The 17,952-nt window shown below is 67.2% G+C and carries 16 protein-coding genes and 1 pseudogene; 11 read left to right on the top strand and 6 right to left on the bottom strand.

Going from position 1 to position 17,952, the window contains the following annotated elements; all coding sequences use genetic code 11:
- Positions 1 to 26: 26 nt before the first annotated feature.
- Positions 27 to 2,231 (bottom strand): annotated as a pseudogene (locus G9E11_RS17345) (TM0106 family RecB-like putative nuclease); the annotation flags it as partial.
- A gap of 147 nt (positions 2,232 to 2,378) precedes the next feature.
- Positions 2,379 to 2,681 carry a DUF1540 domain-containing protein gene (locus tag G9E11_RS17340; RefSeq protein ID WP_111902884.1) on the bottom strand — a complete coding sequence of 101 codons (303 nt, stop codon included), beginning with the start codon at positions 2,679 to 2,681 and terminating at the stop codon, positions 2,379 to 2,381.
- Positions 2,682 to 2,991: 310 nt separating this feature from the next.
- On the opposite strand from G9E11_RS17340, the gene fdhA reads away from it, so the two are divergent.
- Positions 2,992 to 4,203, top strand: coding sequence for a formaldehyde dehydrogenase, glutathione-independent (gene fdhA, locus G9E11_RS17335; RefSeq protein WP_190607978.1), 1,212 nt, complete (start codon positions 2,992 to 2,994; stop codon positions 4,201 to 4,203).
- Positions 4,204 to 4,334: 131 nt separating this feature from the next.
- A complete protein-coding gene (locus G9E11_RS17330) occupies positions 4,335 to 4,631 on the top strand; it encodes a hypothetical protein (protein WP_190607975.1) in 297 nt (98 codons plus the stop codon).
- Between the two features lie 43 nt (positions 4,632 to 4,674).
- Here the strand turns inward: G9E11_RS17330 and G9E11_RS17325 are convergent, their stop codons facing one another.
- Positions 4,675 to 5,412: an HNH endonuclease family protein gene (locus tag G9E11_RS17325; RefSeq protein WP_190607973.1), complete on the bottom strand. Its 738-nt coding sequence runs from the start codon at positions 5,410 to 5,412 to the stop codon at positions 4,675 to 4,677.
- A gap of 362 nt (positions 5,413 to 5,774) precedes the next feature.
- On the opposite strand from G9E11_RS17325, the gene G9E11_RS17320 reads away from it, so the two are divergent.
- The gene (locus G9E11_RS17320) at positions 5,775 to 6,320 is read left to right on the top strand and encodes a YceI family protein (protein WP_190607970.1); all 546 of its coding nucleotides are present in this window, start codon (positions 5,775 to 5,777) and stop codon (positions 6,318 to 6,320) included.
- A gap of 198 nt (positions 6,321 to 6,518) precedes the next feature.
- On the opposite strand, the gene G9E11_RS17315 is transcribed toward G9E11_RS17320, so the two are convergent.
- Entirely contained in the window at positions 6,519 to 7,250 is a 732-nt protein-coding gene (locus G9E11_RS17315; RefSeq protein WP_190607968.1) for a GntR family transcriptional regulator, read from the bottom strand.
- Between the two features lie 154 nt (positions 7,251 to 7,404).
- On the opposite strand from G9E11_RS17315, the gene G9E11_RS17310 reads away from it, so the two are divergent.
- From G9E11_RS17310 to G9E11_RS17275, 8 genes are all read left to right on the top strand, one after another.
- Positions 7,405 to 8,823: an MFS transporter gene (locus G9E11_RS17310; RefSeq protein ID WP_190607966.1), complete on the top strand. Its 1,419-nt coding sequence runs from the start codon at positions 7,405 to 7,407 to the stop codon at positions 8,821 to 8,823.
- Entirely contained in the window at positions 8,820 to 9,845 is a 1,026-nt protein-coding gene (locus tag G9E11_RS17305) for an L-idonate 5-dehydrogenase (protein WP_190607964.1), read from the top strand. The genes G9E11_RS17310 and G9E11_RS17305 overlap by 4 nt, the downstream gene beginning before the upstream one ends.
- Before the next feature lie 93 nt (positions 9,846 to 9,938).
- Positions 9,939 to 11,150, top strand: a complete 1,212-nt coding sequence (gene manD, locus G9E11_RS17300; protein ID WP_190607962.1) for a D-mannonate dehydratase ManD — start codon at positions 9,939 to 9,941, stop codon at positions 11,148 to 11,150.
- Positions 11,151 to 11,188: 38 nt separating this feature from the next.
- Positions 11,189 to 12,145 carry a PfkB family carbohydrate kinase gene (locus G9E11_RS17295; protein ID WP_190608425.1) on the top strand — a complete coding sequence of 319 codons (957 nt, stop codon included), beginning with the start codon at positions 11,189 to 11,191 and terminating at the stop codon, positions 12,143 to 12,145.
- Positions 12,146 to 12,156: 11 nt separating this feature from the next.
- Positions 12,157 to 13,632, top strand: a complete 1,476-nt coding sequence (locus tag G9E11_RS17290) for a mannitol dehydrogenase family protein (protein ID WP_246469004.1) — start codon at positions 12,157 to 12,159, stop codon at positions 13,630 to 13,632.
- Positions 13,625 to 14,302, top strand: coding sequence for a bifunctional 4-hydroxy-2-oxoglutarate aldolase/2-dehydro-3-deoxy-phosphogluconate aldolase (gene eda / locus G9E11_RS17285; RefSeq protein WP_190607959.1), 678 nt, complete (start codon positions 13,625 to 13,627; stop codon positions 14,300 to 14,302). Before G9E11_RS17290 ends, eda begins: the two co-directional genes overlap by 8 nt.
- 207 nt (positions 14,303 to 14,509) lie before the next feature.
- Positions 14,510 to 14,707, top strand: coding sequence for a hypothetical protein (locus tag G9E11_RS17280; protein ID WP_111902874.1), 198 nt, complete (start codon positions 14,510 to 14,512; stop codon positions 14,705 to 14,707).
- 92 nt (positions 14,708 to 14,799) lie between these two features.
- Positions 14,800 to 15,726, top strand: a complete 927-nt coding sequence (locus G9E11_RS17275) for a serine hydrolase domain-containing protein (protein ID WP_349769242.1) — start codon at positions 14,800 to 14,802, stop codon at positions 15,724 to 15,726.
- An 84-nt stretch (positions 15,727 to 15,810) separates the two neighbouring features.
- Here the strand turns inward: G9E11_RS17275 and G9E11_RS17270 are convergent, their stop codons facing one another.
- Positions 15,811 to 17,007: a TerC family protein gene (locus G9E11_RS17270; RefSeq protein WP_190607956.1), complete on the bottom strand. Its 1,197-nt coding sequence runs from the start codon at positions 17,005 to 17,007 to the stop codon at positions 15,811 to 15,813.
- 86 nt (positions 17,008 to 17,093) lie between these two features.
- On the bottom strand, positions 17,094 to 17,849 hold the full coding sequence (locus G9E11_RS17265) for an ArsR/SmtB family transcription factor (RefSeq protein ID WP_190607954.1): 756 nt from the start codon (positions 17,847 to 17,849) through the stop codon (positions 17,094 to 17,096).
- Between the last annotated feature and the right edge of the window lie 103 nt (positions 17,850 to 17,952).

The following is a 17,952-nucleotide window of genomic DNA, read 5'->3' as shown; positions in this document are numbered from 1 at the left end:
GCCGCGCGCCGCGGGGTCCGCCCGCCGTCGACCTCCCCGAGGCCGTCAGGAAGGGGGTCCTCGAACATCCGGAACCATTTGGAACCGGGCTTGAACTCCGAGCCCTCGCTCATGATTCCGGTGAGCCGCAGGGTGCGGGACTCCGTCCGGGCGCGAGCGGTGGGCGGCGCCCAGTCCGACACGACCTCAGCCGCTTCGACGATGAACACGTTGCGCTGGTCCCGCCACCTGTCGACCTCGGATTCGAGGCGGTCAAAGTGTTCCCACCAGAACTGCTTGCGCTCCCGTCGGTGATAGCCGGTGGCCGCCGCGACCATGGCCACGGCCTGCTCGTCCGCCGTCAGCTCGCGGTGCTCCGGAATGGCGTCGAGGAAGGCGCGCAGGCTTGCTTCCTCCTGCGAAGGTTCAGCGTCCGGGACTGCATCCGACGGTGTTGCGGAGGGGGCAGCCGTCCCCGCGCCGGCGGTCGTGGTCCCCAGGCCGGCTGTCTCCAGGCCGGCCGCGCCCGTACCGGCCTCCATCAGAGCGTCGCCCTCGCCAGGCGCTACCCTGCCACGCAGTTGCAGCAGCCAGTCCCGGAGACGCAGCGTGGAAAGGCAGTCGTACTGGTTGTAGTCGGAAATGGACGCCAGAATGGCCGCCGCCGCGGCCTGCGTCTCAGGTCCGGCGTCGCGCGCTTCGCAGTAGGCGGCGTATGCCACCACCGAAGCGCCGGCGTCCTTGACGTCCCCGGAGCGCAGGTTGTCTCCCATGTATAGGGGCTCGAGCTTCTTGATGGAGTACGAGGCCTCGGAGATGCGGAGTGAGTGCCGGACGGTCGCATAGAGGTCCACGAGGAGCCCGTCGCGCAACCAGGAATCCACCACGTCCTCGCCGGCGACGTGGCTCAGCGAGAGGTGGCGCAGGGCCGTTTTTTCGTAGGGCGCGTAGTGGTAGACGTGCATGTCCGGAAACCGGGCCCGGCGTTCCTCCACGTAGGCGAGGAAGTCCAGGAACGCCTGCCGTTCCTCCGCGCGCGAGTGGGCCCAGAACGGCCGGAACACCGGTTCATGGCCCGGCGGATCATCAGTGGGCCGCGGAGCCTCGATCACGCCGAAGAGGTACTCCAGGCCCCATTGGCCCGCGGGATCCTGCCAGAGGGGGTCGCCCTCGAAGTCGAAGAAGATGTCGCCGTCGCTCGGGGCAGGAATCCCGGCCAGCGCGTTGTCCGGCAGCACCTTGTACGTAACGGTGTGCGGCTGGCCCTCCTTCACGAAGGTGCGTGAACCGTCCTCAACCTCACGGCCTGTCTGCATCCTTGCCTGGTCGCGCAGCCGCCGCCGCGACCCTGTGGCCAGGTGCAGAGGCAGTTCGGCGAGGGCGTCGATGGTGGTGATGCCGTCCGCAACCAGCTTCTTCCGCTGGACGGAGGTCATGCCGGCCACCATCAGCAGGTCCCGGTGCTGGGCCACCTGCTCGGCGCAGTAGTCGCACCTGCCGCAGTAGCTGACCCCTGGCTGCTGCCACGCCACGGGGGCCTCCGCGTTACGGTGCGCGGCGGTGAGCTCGCGGAACCGCGCCCGGCGCTCCCTGTACACGGGCAGCAGATCCGCCAGTGAGTGAAAGCTGCGCTCCATGTTGCCCAGTACCAGGGTGACGCGCCGGGCGGGCTCGAGTCCGAGCTTGATCAGCTGGTCGCCATACGCAGCAAGCTGCAGCAGGGCCCCCACCTTGGCGTGCCGTGCCAGCTTGGTGTCCCAGACCGCGTACCGCGGGGCACCGCCGTCGCCGCCAGACAGGCCGGAACTTGGCACGTCAGAACCAGGCGGGTCAGTTTCCTCCCGCACCAGGAAGTCAGCGTAGCCGAGGAATTCGCCGTCGAAGAAGGTGGCCTGGAAGACGACGTCGGCGCCGGTGCGGAGGGCGGCGGCGGTTTCCCGGGCTTTGTCTGCCAGGTCCGCCCGGTCCGTGGTTCCGCGGTCCACGCAGTGGACGCCGGTGCCGCGCGCCGGATCCCAGGGGCCGTGCTCGTCGATGAGGGAGGCGAGCACCTTGTGCTCGTGGAGCTCGCCGAGTTTGCCTGCACGGGCCTGCATCTCGTCGGCGGGGAAATCGGCCTTAGGGGAGCGGCCCAGCTTCTCGTCCAGGATCCGCAGCGTGCGGTACTCGCACTCACTGGCGGCCACGAGGTCGCTGGCCGAGAACACCAGATCAGCTGGCGCTCCCGGCGTGGTCGGGTGGAGCAGGAACATGGGGCCTCCCCATTGGCAGCCTCGCTCCGGGACGGTTCCCGGTGCGCTGATTCGAATCTAGCAAGAGGCTATGACAATCAAGCCGTACCGGGAGCTTTGCTGAGCGAGGAGCAGCGCCAATGGGGGGACCCCACATGCCTGCGCAGATTAGTGGGCGGCCTGCCGTCCATTGTGGGAGTAGGTGAGGCAGTCGGCGTTGTCCGGGCCCGGGCCGACGTGGACTTCCGGTGCCTTGCACATGAGGTGGTCGTTGTGGACGCATTCCGCCCGCTGGCATGCTCCGACGCCGGCCAGGACCTTCGGCAGGCCGCCGTGTATGCCGGTGTCGATGAACGTGGCACAGGAGGCATGGTCTGTGGTGCCGCCAACCGTGATGGCCTCGGCGTTGCATTCAGAATGGTCGTTGAAGGAGCAGTTGGTGACGCTGCAATCGGCTACATGCGTGCTCATAGGATTCCTCCAAGGGTCCGGCCGCCCCGGGCTGGGCGACTCGCTCTTCCCAAAGTAGGCCCGACGGGGTGGATCAAAAAAGACCCAATAGTGTTGCGTAATTGACGTTATTGCGGGGAGCTGCGCCGCGGGCCCCCAAACCCATGGACCCTTTGCGGGCACCGTTCTAGACTGGCAGGACCCTCCACCTGTAAGGCCCGACGGCGTCGTCCGGTCTTCCGGGGGAATGCCCTGGAGGGCGCATCACATCACTCAGGAATTCACCGCCGACCCTTCACGGGGAAGGGTCCGTGACGCCAGGAGGAAAGAGATGGAAGGGAACAAAGCCGTTGCCTACAAGGGACCCGGCAAGGTGGAAGTCATCGATATCGACTACCCCACTTTTGAACTCAAGGACGGGCCGGGTGTAAATCCGGCCAATGTCGGGCGCCAGGTTCCACACGGCGCGATTATCAAGACGGTGGCCACGAACATCTGCGGTTCGGACCAGCACATGGTCCGAGGGCGGACCACGGCGCCGTCGGACCTGGTGCTGGGCCACGAAATCACCGGCGAGGTGGTGGAGGTGGGGCCCGGCGTCGAGTTCATCAAGGTCGGGGACATCTGCTCGGTGCCGTTCAACATTTCGTGCGGCCGCTGCCGGAACTGCAAGGAGCGGAAGACCGGCATCTGCCTCAACGTAAACCCGGACCGCCCGGGCAGCGCCTACGGCTATGTGGACATGGGCGGCTGGGTGGGCGGCCAGGCCAACTATGTGCTCGTGCCGTACGCGGACTGGAACCTGCTCAAGTTCCCGGACAAGGACAAGGCCATGGAGAAGATCCTGGACCTGGCCATGCTCTCGGACATCTTCCCCACTGGCTACCACGGTGCCGTATCGGCGGGGGTCGGCGTCGGCTCCACCGTCTACGTCGCGGGGGCGGGTCCTGTTGGACTGGCAGCGGCGACGAGCGCGCACCTGCTGGGTGCCGCCGTCGTAATTGTGGGCGACATGAACAGTGACCGGCTGGCGCAGGCCCGCAGCTTCGGCTGCGAAACGGTGGACCTCACCAAGGGCGGGCCCGCGGAGCAGATCGAACAGATCCTCGGTGTTCCTGAGGTGGACTGCGGCGTGGACGCCGTGGGCTTCGAGGCGAAGGGCCACGGCCAGGGCGCCCAGGAGGCGCCGGCCACGGTGTTGAATTCGCTGATGGACGTCGCGGCGGCCGGCGGTGCGCTAGGCATTCCGGGCCTGTACGTGACGGGGGACCCGGGCGGCATCGACGAGTCTGCCAAGAAGGGCGCGCTGAGCCTGAGCCTCGGCACGGGCTGGGCGAAGTCGCTGAGCTTCACCACGGGCCAGTGTCCGGTGATGAAGTACAACCGGCAGTTGATGATGGCCATCCTCAACGACCGCGTGAGCATCGCCAAGAACGTCAACGCCAAGCCGATCCTGCTGGAGGACGCACCTAGGGGGTACGCCGAATTCGACGCCGGCGCCGCCACCAAGTACGTGCTGAACCCGAACGGATACCTCAGCTGACGTAGGAACAGCGACGGGGGACCGCGTGCGCCCCGGCCTTAGAGGTTGGGCCGCCACGCGGTCCCCATTGCCGTCGTGGGGGAGTAGGGCCAGACTCGTGGAAGGACGGGCCCAGCCACAGGAGGAGATCCATGAACAGCCAGCAGGACGAAACACCGCTCGAAGTGCCGGACGTCGATGCGTTTGAGCAGCGCCAATCGGCGGGCGGGGAGTCCGGGGACGAGGAACAGCGGCCGTTGCCGGAGGACGTTCCCGAGGCGGATGCCCTGGAGCAGCGGACCCCGCTGAGGTCCAACGGCCCGGGCGCCGCCCCCGATCTGTCTGCCGAGGAAGCGGCCGAGGCCGACGCCATTGAGCAGGCCGCGGGCACGCCCGGCAGCGACGAGGAGGACTACCCGTTCGCGGGCGAGGTGCCGGAGGAGGGCTAAGCGGCGGCCTGTCTGCCCGGGCTCCCGACGGTCTTGGGGCGGGTTACCTGCCGCCGGCCACCGTGCCGCCGCACTGGGCCAGGACGGAGGCCATTGCCGTGCGCTCGCCCTGGGTCACCCACAGCTTGTACTTCGCCTTGACCGAAATCTGCCGCGCGACGTACGGGCAGCGGTAGGCCTTGCTGCTCGGCAGCCAGGTTGCGGCGTCGCCGTCGGACTTTTGCTGGTTTGCGGGGCCGGACGCGGCCAGCAGGTTGAGGGGATCGTTGGCGAACGCGGTCCGCTCTGCCTTGCTGAGGCGCTGGGCGCCCTTCTGCCACGCGTCGCTGAGGGCAACGACGTGGTCGATCTGGACTGCGCTGCTGGTTTTGCTGCCGCGCGTGAAGGCGATGGTGGTGGCCGTGTACGGATCAGCCAGGGAACCGGTCAGCACGATGCAGTTCTTCGTTCCAGGCTTGAAGGTTGTGGCTTTGAGGTCCCGGGCGAGGATGTCGTTGCGGGTGTCACAGCCGTTGTGGTCCGTGTCCGACCATGCCGGCCCGAACTCTTCCCGGTCGTAGCCCGTTTTCGGTGCGCGTCCCTTGACCGGCAGCGTGGCGAGGAGGTCGGCTGCTTTGACAGCGTAGCCGGGCGCGTTGCCGGCTGACCCGCCGGGAACAGCGTCCGACGACGGCTGCCGGGTTGCGCTGATGACTCCGCCGCAGGCGGTGCTGGCCAGGATGGCGGCGGCAAGGGCGCCGGCTGCAAACCAGTTCCTTCTGCGGGTCGGTGCTTGGTGCAAGGCGGTGTACTCCCGGGGCGCTGGTTGTCGATTCAACGATCGATCGTACTGGCTGGCCGGGCGGAGCTGGCGGTGCCACGCGGATGACGTCCTGAAACGCAGAGAGCCCCGCACTGCCTGACGGCTTTGCGGGGCTTCTCCTAGCGGCAGGACCACCTCGGATGGGGGATACGGGGTGGGCCTGCTCCTAGGCTAGAGAAGTTTCCTGAAAATTAGCTAGGAATGTGCCAGATTTCTTCTGGGCGCCCTTGTGGCCCCGTATGGCCCGCGGGGGAAGCTACTCGTCCTTGACTTCACCGCCGGGCTAAACCAGTGTTGAAATCGCACTGACCAGCAGGGTTTTCCTTCAAAGGAGATGCGCCATGACTCTTCCCGCAGGCCTGACCCCCGGCATTTGGACACTTGATATGTCCCACAGTGAGATCGGCTTCAGCGTGCGGCACGCCGGGATCAGCAAGGTCCGCGGGCGGTTCCGGGAAGCAACCGGCGAGGCCCATGTGCGGGACACCCTGGCCGACTCGTCGCTGCATGCCACCGTCAGCACCGCCAGCTTCGATTCCGGCGATGCCAACCGCGACGCCCACGTGCAGGGGGCGGACTTCTTCGACGTCGCGGAATTTCCGGAGATGACCTTCAAGGGCACTCACATCGACGGCGACGGCGAGGATTACACCCTGACCGGCGACCTCACCATCAAGGGCATCACTAAGCCTGTCGAGCTCGAGGTTGAGTTCACAGGCGTCGCCGTCGACCCGTTCGGTGCCACCCGCGCGGGTTTCTCTGCAGAGGCCGACATAAGCCGCAAGGAGTTCGGCCTGACCTGGAACGCGGCTCTTGAAGCCGGCGGGCTCCTGGTCAGCGACAAGGTGAAGATCAACCTTGAGGCCGCGCTGGTGAAGCAGGGGTAGCCTCACGTCGGGTCTTCGCCTCTGTCACTCCGGCCCGTCTGGGCTGACATCCTCCGCGTACTCGGTCGCGTAGACGCCCGCTGAGCGGACGTGACGCTCCCTTAGACGTACGCTTCCGGATATCAGCCCCGACGGGGCCTCTGATCGAGCAAGTCCAGATCCAGGTTGAACCATCGCAGCCGCGGCGAGGCGTAAAGACTAGGAAAGACGGGCGATGCTGCGCCTTACGGGGCGGGATGCTGTGCCGTCCGAGAAGAGCTCGGGTGATGAGGCCTGGATGCGCTTGACGTCCTCGAAGACGCCGCGCAGGTGCACGCGCAGCGAGCTGTCTGCTTCGGCGCGGTTGTTGGCCTCGAGTGCGTCCACCACGGCGGTGTGCTGTTCGATCAGCGTGGACACGGGCCGGGTGTCGATCAGGCTAAGCCGGCGGGCACGGTCCAGGTGGGCCTTGGCCGAGTTGACCGCAGTCCAGGCCGACTCGTGGCCCGCCAGGCGAAGGAGCTCGCGGTGGAAGTCCTCGTCGAGCCGGAAGAACTCCTCTATGTCGCCGGCGGCCTCTGCGGTTCGCTGTGCGGCCAGGATCTCCCGCAGTCCGGCGAGCCCGGTGGCGTCCACAACCGCTTCCTTCAGGGAAGCGCATTCAATGGCTTCGCGGACGAACTGCGCCTCGGCTACACGGCCCAGGTCCACGAGCGAGACGAACGAACCGATCTGCGGGAAGACCTGCACCAGCCCCTCTTCGCGGAGCAGGATGAGGCTTTCGCGCACGGGCGTCCGGCTGACACCCAGCTCCTGGGCGAGCTCGTTTTCGGACAGCGGCTCGCCGGGAGGAAGCTGCAGGGAGATGATGCGACGCCGGAGCGTATCCAGTGTCTGGTCCCGCACGGAAAGCCGCGGAGACTGCCCTTTTTCGGGTTTGCCGGTTGCCATGCATCCAGTGTAGCCATCGTTGACAAACTAGAATGGTAGTGCTTGTATGGTAGTCAGCAAGCGGCCAAAGGACAGCTTTCCTGTCCACCGAACCGGCCACAATTCACAGGCATATCTCTCCACCCCTTCTTCATCGCCTGCAAAGGAGCAACAGATGACCGAGAGCATCGCACCGCCCACCGCCAAGACCGAAACAAGGACCACTCGCGACCTTGCGAAGGTTGCGGTCTCCGGCTGGCTCGGAACGGCCATGGAATTCATGGACTTCCAGCTCTACTCGCTGGCTGCAGCCATCGTCTTCAACAAGATCTTCTTCCCCGACGTAAGCCCGGTCGTCGGCCTTATCGCCGCGATGGCAACCTACGGCGTCGGCTATGTGGCCCGCCTGGTCGGTGCCGTGTACTTCGGCCGCATGGGTGACCGGATCGGCCGCAAGAAGGTCCTCTTCATCACCATCGCGCTGATGGGTGCGTCCACCACGCTCATCGGTGTCCTGCCCACCTACGGCATGGTGGGCATCTGGGCGCCCATCCTCCTCGTGGCCCTGCGCCTGATCCAGGGCTTCGGTGCTGGCGCGGAAATCGCCGGCGCCACCGTGATGCTCGCGGAGTACGCCCCGGCCCGCCGCCGCGGTCTCATTTCCTCCCTCGTCTGCCTCGGCACCAACTCCGGCACCCTCGCTGCGTCCGCGCTTTGGGCCATCCTGGTGGCGGTGCTCTCCGAGGACCAGCTGCTGACCTGGGGCTGGCGCCTGCCGTTCCTGGCCAGCTTCCTGCTGATGATCTTCGCCGTCTGGATCCGCCGCTCCCTCAAGGAGAGCCCGGTTTTCGAACAGCGTGAGGACGTCGTCGACGGCGTCGCACTCGCCAAGCGTGACCTCGCCGCCGAGGCGGGAACCGCAGCAAGCGAAGCAGACCAGCCCAAGCACAAGACGCAGTCCACCAGCACCATCGAAGCCGCGCTGCACCAGCGCAAGGGCAAGTCCTTCCTGATCGCCCTCGGCCTCCGCTTCGGGCAGGCCGGCAACTCCGGGCTCATCCAGACCTTCCTCATCGGCTACCTCGCCACGGTCCTGCTCATGAACAAGACCGTCGGCACCACGGCAATCATGATCGGCTCGATCATCGGCTTCGCCACCATCCCCCTGATCGGCCTCCTGGGCGACCGCTTCGGCCGGCGGCCCCTGTACATCATCCTGAGCTCCCTCACCGCCCTGTTCGCGATCCCCATGATGCTGATGGTCACCAGCGGCAACCCGACACTCGTCACCATCGCCATCGTCGCCGGCCTGAACCTCGGCGTGCTCAGCCTGTTCTCGATGGAAAGCGTCACCATGGCCGAATTCTTCGGAGCCCGCACCCGCTTCACGCAGCTGGCCCTGGCCAAGGAAATCGGCGGCATCCTCGCCACCGCCATCGGCCCCCTGCTCGCCGCCACGCTCACCGCCGTCACCGGGCACTGGTGGCCGCTGGCCGCCATGCTCATCGGCTACTCGCTGATCACCCTGGTGTCCGCCGTTGTGGGACCCGAGGTCCGCGGCCGCGACATGGTCCGCCTGGAAGACGCAGCGTGAAAGCAGTAGTCGTCCACGGCGCCAACGACCTCCGCATCGACGAACGCCCCGAGCCCGTCGCCGGGCCGGGGGAGGTTGTCCTCGACGTTGAATGGGGCGGGATCTGCGGATCCGATCTTTCCTACTGGCGCCACGGTGCTTCGGGAACCGCGCAGCTGAAGTCCCCGCTCGTCCTGGGCCACGAGGTGGCCGGCCGGATCGCCCAGCTGGGCGACGGCGTCGAAAACCTCGACGTCGGCCAGCCGGTCACCGTCCACCCCGCGGAACTCGTGGGGGACGGGATCATGCCGGAACGGCTCACAGGCCGGACCAACCTGTACCCGCAGATCCGGTACTTCGGATCCGCAGCCTTTGATCCGCACACCGACGGCGGCTTCAGCGAACGCAAGCTGGTCCGAGCGTCGCAGATCCGTCCGCTTCCCGACGGCGTGGACACCCTCCGCGGGGCACTTGCTGAACCGCTCGCCGTCGCCCTTCACGCGGTGGGCCGTGCGGGTTCGCTCGCTGGCCGCGACGTGCTGGTCAACGGTGCCGGGCCGATCGGATCCCTGGTGATCGCGGCCGCCAAGTACGCCGGCGCACGGACCGTCATCGCCACGGACATCAATGACGCCTCGCTCCGGATCGCAAAGGCCATGGGCGCGGACGAGGTCCGCAACCTCTCGGACGGCGGATCGTTGCCGGAAGACGTTGAGCTCGTGTTCGAGGCCACCGGGATCCCCGCCGTCCTGGGCGGCATACTCCGGGCCACCGCCCGCGGCGGCACCATCGTCCAGGTGGGCAACCTGCCCGGCGCCCCGGCCCCGGCCGCCCTTGGGGATCTCGTGACACGGGAAATCACCTGGATCGGTTCCTACCGGTTCGCGGACGAGATCACCGACGCGCTCAAGGCCATGTCCGACGGCCTGGACGTCTCACCCGTCATCACCCACAAGTTCGGCATCGACCAGGCCGCGGAAGCCATGCGGGTCTCCGCGGACCCGGCCGCCGGCAGCAGCAAGGTCATGCTCCGCCTCTCCTGACCCAACTAAGTAGCAGCAGATGGCGTTCTGAGGGCTCATAACGCCATCTGCTGCCACCTACTTGCAACACCCGACACACAAAAGGACCCACCAGTGAAGATCACCGACGCACGAGTAGTGGTTTCGTCGCCAGGACGGAATTACGTCACGCTCGTTATCGAAACCGAGGACGGGATTACCGGCATCGGCGACGCCACCCTCAACGGACGTGAACTGGCCGTGGCGTCCTACCTGTCCGAGCACCTCTGCCCGCTGCTCATCGGCCGCGACGCCCGCCGCATCGAGGACGCCTGGCAGTACTTCTATAAGGGTGCCTACTGGCGCCGCGGGCCGGTGACCATGACCGCGATCGCAGCTATCGACGTCGCACTCTGGGACATCAAGGGCAAGGCCGCCGGCATGCCGGTGTACGAGCTGCTCGGCGGCGCCGCCCGCGAGGGCGTCATGGTCTACGGCCACGCCAGCGGCTCCTCGCTGGAGGACCTCAGCGCCGACTTCCAGCACCACCTGGACCTCGGTTACAAGGCCATCCGGGCGCAGGCCGCCGTGCCGGGACTCGAGAAGACCTACGGGATCGCGCCGGTGGACGGCAAGACCTACGAGCCCGCCAGCGGCAACATCCCCCAGGAGGACCTGTGGGAGACCACCGCGTACCTGGACTTCGCGCCGAAGATGATGGCGCACGTGCGGGAGCAGTTCGGCTACGGCGTGCACGTCCTGCACGACGTCCACCACCGCCTGACGCCGATCGAGGCCGGCCGGCTCGGCGCCTCGCTGGAGCCGTTCCGCCCGTTCTGGATCGAGGATCCGACGCCGGCGGAGGACCAGTCGGCGTTCCGCCTGATCCGCCAGCACACCACCACGCCGATCGCCGTGGGCGAGGTGTTCAACTCGATCTGGGACTGCCAGCAGCTGATCACCGAACGCCTGATCGACTACATCCGCACGTCGGTCTCGCACGCCGGCGGCATTACGCACCTGCGACGGATCTTCTCGCTGGCAGACCTGTACGGCGTCCGTTCCGGCTCGCACGGTGCGGGCGACCTTTCGCCGGTGTCCTTCGCCGCGGCGCTGCACGTGGACATGAGCATCCCCAACTTCGGCGTCCAGGAGTACATGGGCCACCGCGATCCCGCGAACGAGGTGTTCAAGACCTCCTACACCTTCACCGACGGCTACATGCACCCGGGCGACGCTCCCGGCATCGGCGTGGAGTTCGATGAGGAAGCGGCCGCCAAGTTCCCGTTCGACGCGAAGTACCTGCCCATCAACCGCCGCCTCGACGGGTCGGTGCATGACTGGTGAGTAACCCGACTGAAGCACAGCCGTTCGACGTCGTCGCCATGGGGGAGATCCTCCTCGAGGTGGCCACCGACGTCCCGTTCGGGCACGGCGTTCCGGCCCAGCTCGGCATTTCCGGCGACGCGCTGAACGTCGCGGCGGCTGCCGCTGCGGCCGGTGCCCGCACCGCGCTGCTGGCAGTACTGCCCGACGACGACCTCGGCCAGGCGGTCGCCGCCAGGATCGCTGAGCTCGGCATTTCCACCGACCTGCTGAAGTTCCGTCCGGGCCAACAGGGCGTATACCTTGTGCACTGCGACCCCGACGGGCAGCGCGAGTTCTCCTACGCGCGCAGCGGCAGCGTCGGCTCCACGCTGGGGCCGGACGACGTCGACCCGGAAGTGTTTGCCGCAGCCGGTGCCGTGATTGCGGGCGGCATCGCCTGCGCCATCTCGGCCACGTCCCGCGCCGCCGTTTACAAGGCCGCCGAGGTGTCGCGCCGCTTTGTCTTTGACCCGAACTACCGGCCGCGGCTCACCTCCGTGGAGGATGCGACGGCGGCCGTGGTTGAGCTGGCGCCGAAGGCCTTCCTGGTCACGCCGTCCTTCCCGGGGGAGACGTCGGCGCTGCTGGGCACGTCCTCGCCTGCCGAGGCGGCCGGGAAGCTGCGCGCGCTGGGCACTGCCAATGTGGCAGTGACGTGCGGGGCCGAGGGAATCCAGCTGGAGAGCGGCACTGATTCGGCCTGGATCGAAGCCATCCCGGCACCGGCTGTGGTTGACCAGACCGGGGCAGGCGACGCCTTTGTGGGCACGCTGACCGCGCGGCTGGCGCTCGGCGACAGCCTTCCCGAGGCCGCCCGCTACGGCGCAGCCGCGGCATCGCTCGTGGTGGGCGGCAAGGGCGGCACGGGCTTCATTCCGAGCTTCGAGCAGACCCGCGCCCACGCCTTGGGAGCGGACGCCCTGGGGGCGGGGACCGTGGAGACACCCGAAGGAGAGCTGTCATCGCACGCCTGAACAGCTCGAATTTGAACAGTGCCAACCTGGGCAGCAACACGGGAATGGGCGCCGCGTTCCCGGGCGCCGCGCTCCGGGCCAACGGCCTGCAGCCCGGCATCGTGCACCTGGGCCTGGGTGCCTTCGCCCGCGCCCACACCGCGGTTTTCACCGAGAACGCCATGCTCGCTGCCGGCGAATCTAATTGGGGGATCACCGGCGTCACCCAACGCTCGGACACCGTGGCCCGGCAGCTCGCACCGCAGGACGGGCTGTTCACTGTGGCCGAACGCGGCGAGGGCGCGGCGCCGCTCCGCGTGGTGTCGAGCATTGTGGACGCCATCTCGGGGCGGGACAACCCGGCCGCCGTAGTGGACCGGATCGCCGCACCGGAGACCCTCGTGGTCACGCTGACCATCACGGAGAAGGGCTACCGGATCGACCCGCAGACCGGTTCCCTCAATCTGGAAGATGAGGAGGTTCGCGCGGACCTCGGCGGGCGTGCGCCGCTTACGGCCATCGGGCAGATCGCCCGCGGCCTGCAGCAGCGTTCCCGCACCGGCGCGGGGCCGCTCACCGTGGTCTCGTGCGACAACCTTCCCGGCAACGGCGAACTTACCGGCAAGCTGGTCCGTGCCTTCGCGGCAGCACTGCCGTCCGCCGAAGCCGAACCGCTCACCGCCTGGCTGGACGCGAACGTCACGTTCCCCAGCACCATGGTGGACCGGATGGTGCCGGCCACCACGGCGGGCGACCTGGACGCCGTCGAACGTGAACTTGGGCTGCGGGACGAGGCCGCCGTGGTGGCCGAGCCGTTCATGCAGTGGGTCATCGAGGACAACTTCGCCGCGGGCCGCCCCCGGTGGGAGGAGGCCGGGGCGCTGTTCAGCACCGACGTCGCCGCCTGGGAAGCGGCGAAGCTGCGGCTCCTGAACGCGAGCCACTCGCTGCTGGCGTACCTCGGCCTGGCCGCCGGCAAGGAGACCATCAGCGACGCGGTGGTCGAGGAAGCGTTCTTCACCGCTGCGCAGCGCATGATGGCAGAGGACGTCCTGCCCACCATCACACTTCCGAAAGGGCTCGACGCGGACGACTACTGTACCCAGGTGCTGACCCGCTTCGCCAACCCCGCCCTCGGCCACACCACGGCCAAAGTGGGAAGCGACGGGTCGCAGAAGATCGGCCTGCGCCTCCTCAGCACCGTGCGGGGAAACCTCGACGCCGGCCGGTCACCTAAGTGGGCGGCGCTCGCCGTCGCTGCGTGGATGCGGCACGTGGCCGCCACACCGGCCGAAAAGCTGGACGACCCGCTGGCCACCGAACTCCGAGCCGCGCTGCCGGTGTCGCGGTCCGCGGCCGATGTGGTCCCCGCTCTTCTTGTTTGCCGCAGCGTCTTCGCCCCTGAACTCGCGGCGCATCCCGGGTTCGCCGACCTCCTCATCCACTGGTACAGCATCATCGACACGCACGGGCTGGACGGCCTGAGAAAAGAGATCAACCATGGCTGACGCCACCAGCGTTCTGAACGTATCCCCGGTCATCCCCGTGGTGACCATCGACGATCCGCAGCATGCGGTTCCCGTTGCCCGGGCCCTGGCCGACGGCGGCGTCCGGATTATCGAGCTCACCCTCCGGACGGACACGGCGCTGACCTCGCTGAAGGCCATCGCCAACGAGGTGCCGGACATCCTGGTGGGAGCCGGGACCATCCTCACGCCCGCGCAGGCGGACGCTGCTGTGGCCGCGGGCGCGCAGTTCCTGGTGAGTCCCGGCGTGACGCCGTCGCTGCTGGACCACATGCTCTCCCTCGAGGTGCCGGTGCTTCCGGGCGTGGCCACGGTGGGCGAGGTGATGGCCGTGCTGGAGCGCGGGCTGGACACCATGAAATTCTTCCCGGCCGGCCCTGCCGGCGGGCCGTCGTACCTGGCGGCCATCGGGGCGCCCGTCCCGCAGGTGACGTTCTGCCCGACTGGCGGCATCAGCCTGGCCACCGCGCCGGACTACCTCAGGCTGCCCAACGTCAGCTGCGTCGGAGGCAGCTGGCTGACGCCGCGCGCCGCCGTCGAAAGCGGGGACTGGCAGCAGATCACTGAACTGGCGCGGGAAGCGGCAGCGCTCCCAGCCGAATATTCTCCCCGACCGGGGAACACCAACGCGGGGTCACTTACAGCCCAATAAACCGGCCGAATTGGGCTGTAAGTGACCCTCCCCACCCGCGCCCAAGCCTCGCAAGCTCGGCCAGGGAACCCTGCGGGCGTGGGCCCCGTTGCTTTTTGGGGCCTGATACTCCGCCGTAGCCATGCCTCCGGGACGCGCGTAAAGTCGGGAAAGACCGGTCCTAAACCGGTCGCAGCCTGAACAGACGCACAACCTAAGGAGTTCATCATGAACTTGGGCAACATGATCAGGAATGCCGCAGGACGTATTTCCGGACGGACCACCCAAGGAACCACCGGCGGATACACGAGGGGCTACACGCGGGGCACCAGGCCCTATACAACGGGACGGACCTCTTCCATGGGCCGCGGCCGCACCGCCGGGGGTATCGGAGACAAGATCCGCCACATGCTCCACAGGCACTGACGCTGAGACACACCAGTCCGGTCCCTCAGGTCCATGGCGACCCGGGACTGGCACAACAATTACAAGCAGCTTTTGGCCGCAGCCATCCAGTGGTGGCTGCGGCCACTGTTTCCGCAGGGGAGGTTGCCGTGGCGGGCCGCGGTGCCTCCCTTGCTGCTGACTTCGAAATTGGCTCGGTCTCCAAGGGGATCACGGGGCTGCTCTGTGCCGACGCCCTGAGGCGCGGCGAGCTGGGTCCCGGCACCACGCTGGGGGAGCGGCTGCCGCTGGGCGACTGCCCCGCGGCCGGCGTGACTCTGGTTTCACTAAGCCGGCATTCTTCGGGCCTGCCCCGGCTGCCCCGGCAGCCGGGAACCCTGCGGCGCAGCCTTGACCTGGTTCTGCACGGCACCAATCCCTACGGCGAAACCCTGGCGGAACTGCTGGACCAGGCCCGCGCCGCGCACCTGCCCGCCGGACACTCCACCCCGCGCCCGCGTTACTCCAACTTCGGCTTCGAGCTTTTAGGCCATGCCGTCGCCGCCGGTGCAGGCCTGAGTTTCCAGGAGCTGCTCCGCGAGCGGCTCGCAGTTCCGCTCGGGCTAAGTTCTGTTTACGCGCCAGCCACTGCCGCTGAGGTGCGTCCGACGGCGGTCACCGGCCGGAGCCGCTCGGGCCGGGTGATGCAGCCGTGGACCGGCGAGGCAGTTGCTCCGGCTGGCGGGGTCAGGGCCTCGATCGGCGACATGGCCCGGCTGGTGCAGGCGCTGCTGAACGGATCCGCCCCGGGCCTTGGCGCGCTGGATCCCGTGGCGAACTTCGCCGGACCTGCAGCCCGCATCGGTGCCGGCTGGATGACCCTGGAGGTGAAGGGCCGCGCAGTCACCTGGCACAACGGCGGCACCGGCGGTTTCCGCTCCTGGGTGGGGCTGGACCGGAAGGCGGGGACCGGCGTCGTACTTCTGACCGCGACAGCGGCGCCCGTGGACCGCCACGGCTTCAGGTTCCTCGCGGTAGTGGCGGGACGCCCGGGAACGTAACCCGAAACAGCAACGCGGGGTCACTTATCGCCCAATAAACCATCCTAATTGGGCTGTAAGTGACCCCGCGTTGGTCTTGGTGGGCTACTTTTCGCCGGCGCGCTCCAGGGCCTGGTCGTGCTCGGTGTGGGCCTGGCGGATCAGGTTCATGAACTCGGTCTCGTCCCGGATGAGGCGCTTGTACTTCTCCGGGAGCTTCTTGAGTTCCTGCTCCTCGCGGACCAGCTTGTCGAAGATCCGCTCGCGCTCGGCGATGTCCGTCTCGTAGTTGAGGTCCACGTACGTGGTGGCGTGCCGCCTGGCGCCGGAGACCATGGACTTGGCCTTGCCCTTGGGGCTGAGGAGGGAGCCGACGATGGTGACGGCGAGTACGCCCAGGATCACGCTGAGCGACAGGCCGGTGCTGATTTCGACGACGTTCACGTGTTCGCCGTCATTGATGAACGGCAGGTTGTTCTCGTGCAGGGCGTGCAGGATCAGCTTCACGCCGATGAAGCCGAGGATGGCGGCGAGGCCGTAGGAGAGGTAGATGAGCCGGTCGAGGAGCTCGTCAATCAGGAAGAACAGCTGCCGCAGGCCCATGAGCGAGAACGCGGTGGCCGTGAAGACGATGAACACGTTCTGCGTCAGGCCGAAGATGGCCGGGATGGAGTCCAGCGCGAAGAGAATGTCCGTGGCGCCGATGGCCACCATCACCAGGAGCATCGGCGTGAGGACCTTCTTGCCGTCAACCACGGTGAAGAGCTTGTCGCCGTCGAAATGATCGGAGGCCGGCAGGAACTTCTTGGCGAGCCGGACCACGAGGGTTTCGGTGTCGTCGTCGTGGTTGTCCGGCTTGAGCAGATTCCCGGCGGTGATGAGCAGGATCAGCCCGAAAATGTAGAACACCCAAGCGAAGCTGTTGATCAGTGCGGCGCCGAGGAAGATGAAGCCGGTCCGGGCGAGCAGCGAGAAAACGATGCCGAACAGGAGCACTTTCTGCTGGTCGGCGCGCGGCACCTTGAAGCTTGACATGATGATCAGGAAGACGAACAGGTTGTCCACGGACAGCGCCTTCTCGGTCACGTAGCCGGCGAAGTACTCGGTGCCCATCTTGGAGCCGCCAAAGAGCCAGACGCCAAGGCCGAACACGACTGCCATCCCCACGTAGATGGCCGACCACGTGGCGGATTCCTTCAGGGACGGGGTGTGGGCCTTGCGGACGTGGAAGAAGAAGTCGAAGGCCAGGAGCGCAACGATCCCGGCAATCGTGAGGGTCCAGACGATAGGGGGGACTTCCATGCTGCCTCTTTCCTGCGCGTTTCGGGCGGGGCGTGCAAGACAACCCTACCCAGTGCGCTCCGCCCGCCCGCAAGGCACCGTTCCCCTCAGCCGTACATCAGCGAGCCCGGCGTGGTGAGCTTTTCCCCGGTCTCGAGCCAGGTCTTCAGGCCGGAGAGGATCATCGGCCAGCCGCCGTAGAGCTGCTCGTTGGCGCCTTCGCGGAGCTGGTCGTGCGTGACGGTGAGGTGGCACGAGTCGTCGCCGACCGGCTCGATTTCCCAGGTGACGCGGGAGGTGCCCTCGGCCTTGACGTCCTCGCCCCAGAGCGCGCGCATGGTCTGCACCAGCCGGCGCGGGGGATCGACTTCCAGGTTCTCGCCCTCGCCGAGGAGCTCCCCGGCTTTGGGGTTGCCCATTTCGAAGCGGGAGCCCGGCGTCCAGTCCGACTTCAGCGTGTTCCCGAACTGGTACTTGCTGCGGATGTCGCTGTCCGTGATGGCTTCCCAGAGCCGTTCCGGAGTGGTCTTGATGTAGATTTCGAAGATCTTTTCCATGGGACTTTCCAATCGGGATTTGAGGTCGCTGAGAGCAGCGGCCCATGGTTCTGCGTATTTGCTCACCCACCGGTCGTGGACGAGCCTGATGGGCACCGGATTGAGGAAGTGCAGTTTCTCGCGGCCGCGGCGCCTGGTCACCACGAGGCCCGCCTCTTCCAGGATCTTCAGGTGCTTCATGACGCCGAATCGGGTGATCTCGAACCGCGACTCCAGCGCGCTAAGGGTCTGGCCGTCCTCGCTGAAGAGCGCGTCCAGCAGGTCCCTGCGGATGGGGTCGGCGAGGGCCTTGAATACGGCGTCCACACGGCCAGAATAGGTGACCATTTGGTCACATGTCAATGGTCCGGAGGGGTCCTTATCTCCCCAAGTAAGTAGCAAGTCAGGGCGTTCCCAGCGCTGGGAACGC

It is taken from the genome of Arthrobacter ipis (genome assembly GCF_014694315.1).
GTDB classification, from domain to species: domain Bacteria; phylum Actinomycetota; class Actinomycetes; order Actinomycetales; family Micrococcaceae; genus Arthrobacter; species Arthrobacter ipis.
The sequence above is the reverse complement of the archived record's forward strand: the minus strand, read 5'-3'. Positions and strand labels throughout refer to the sequence as shown.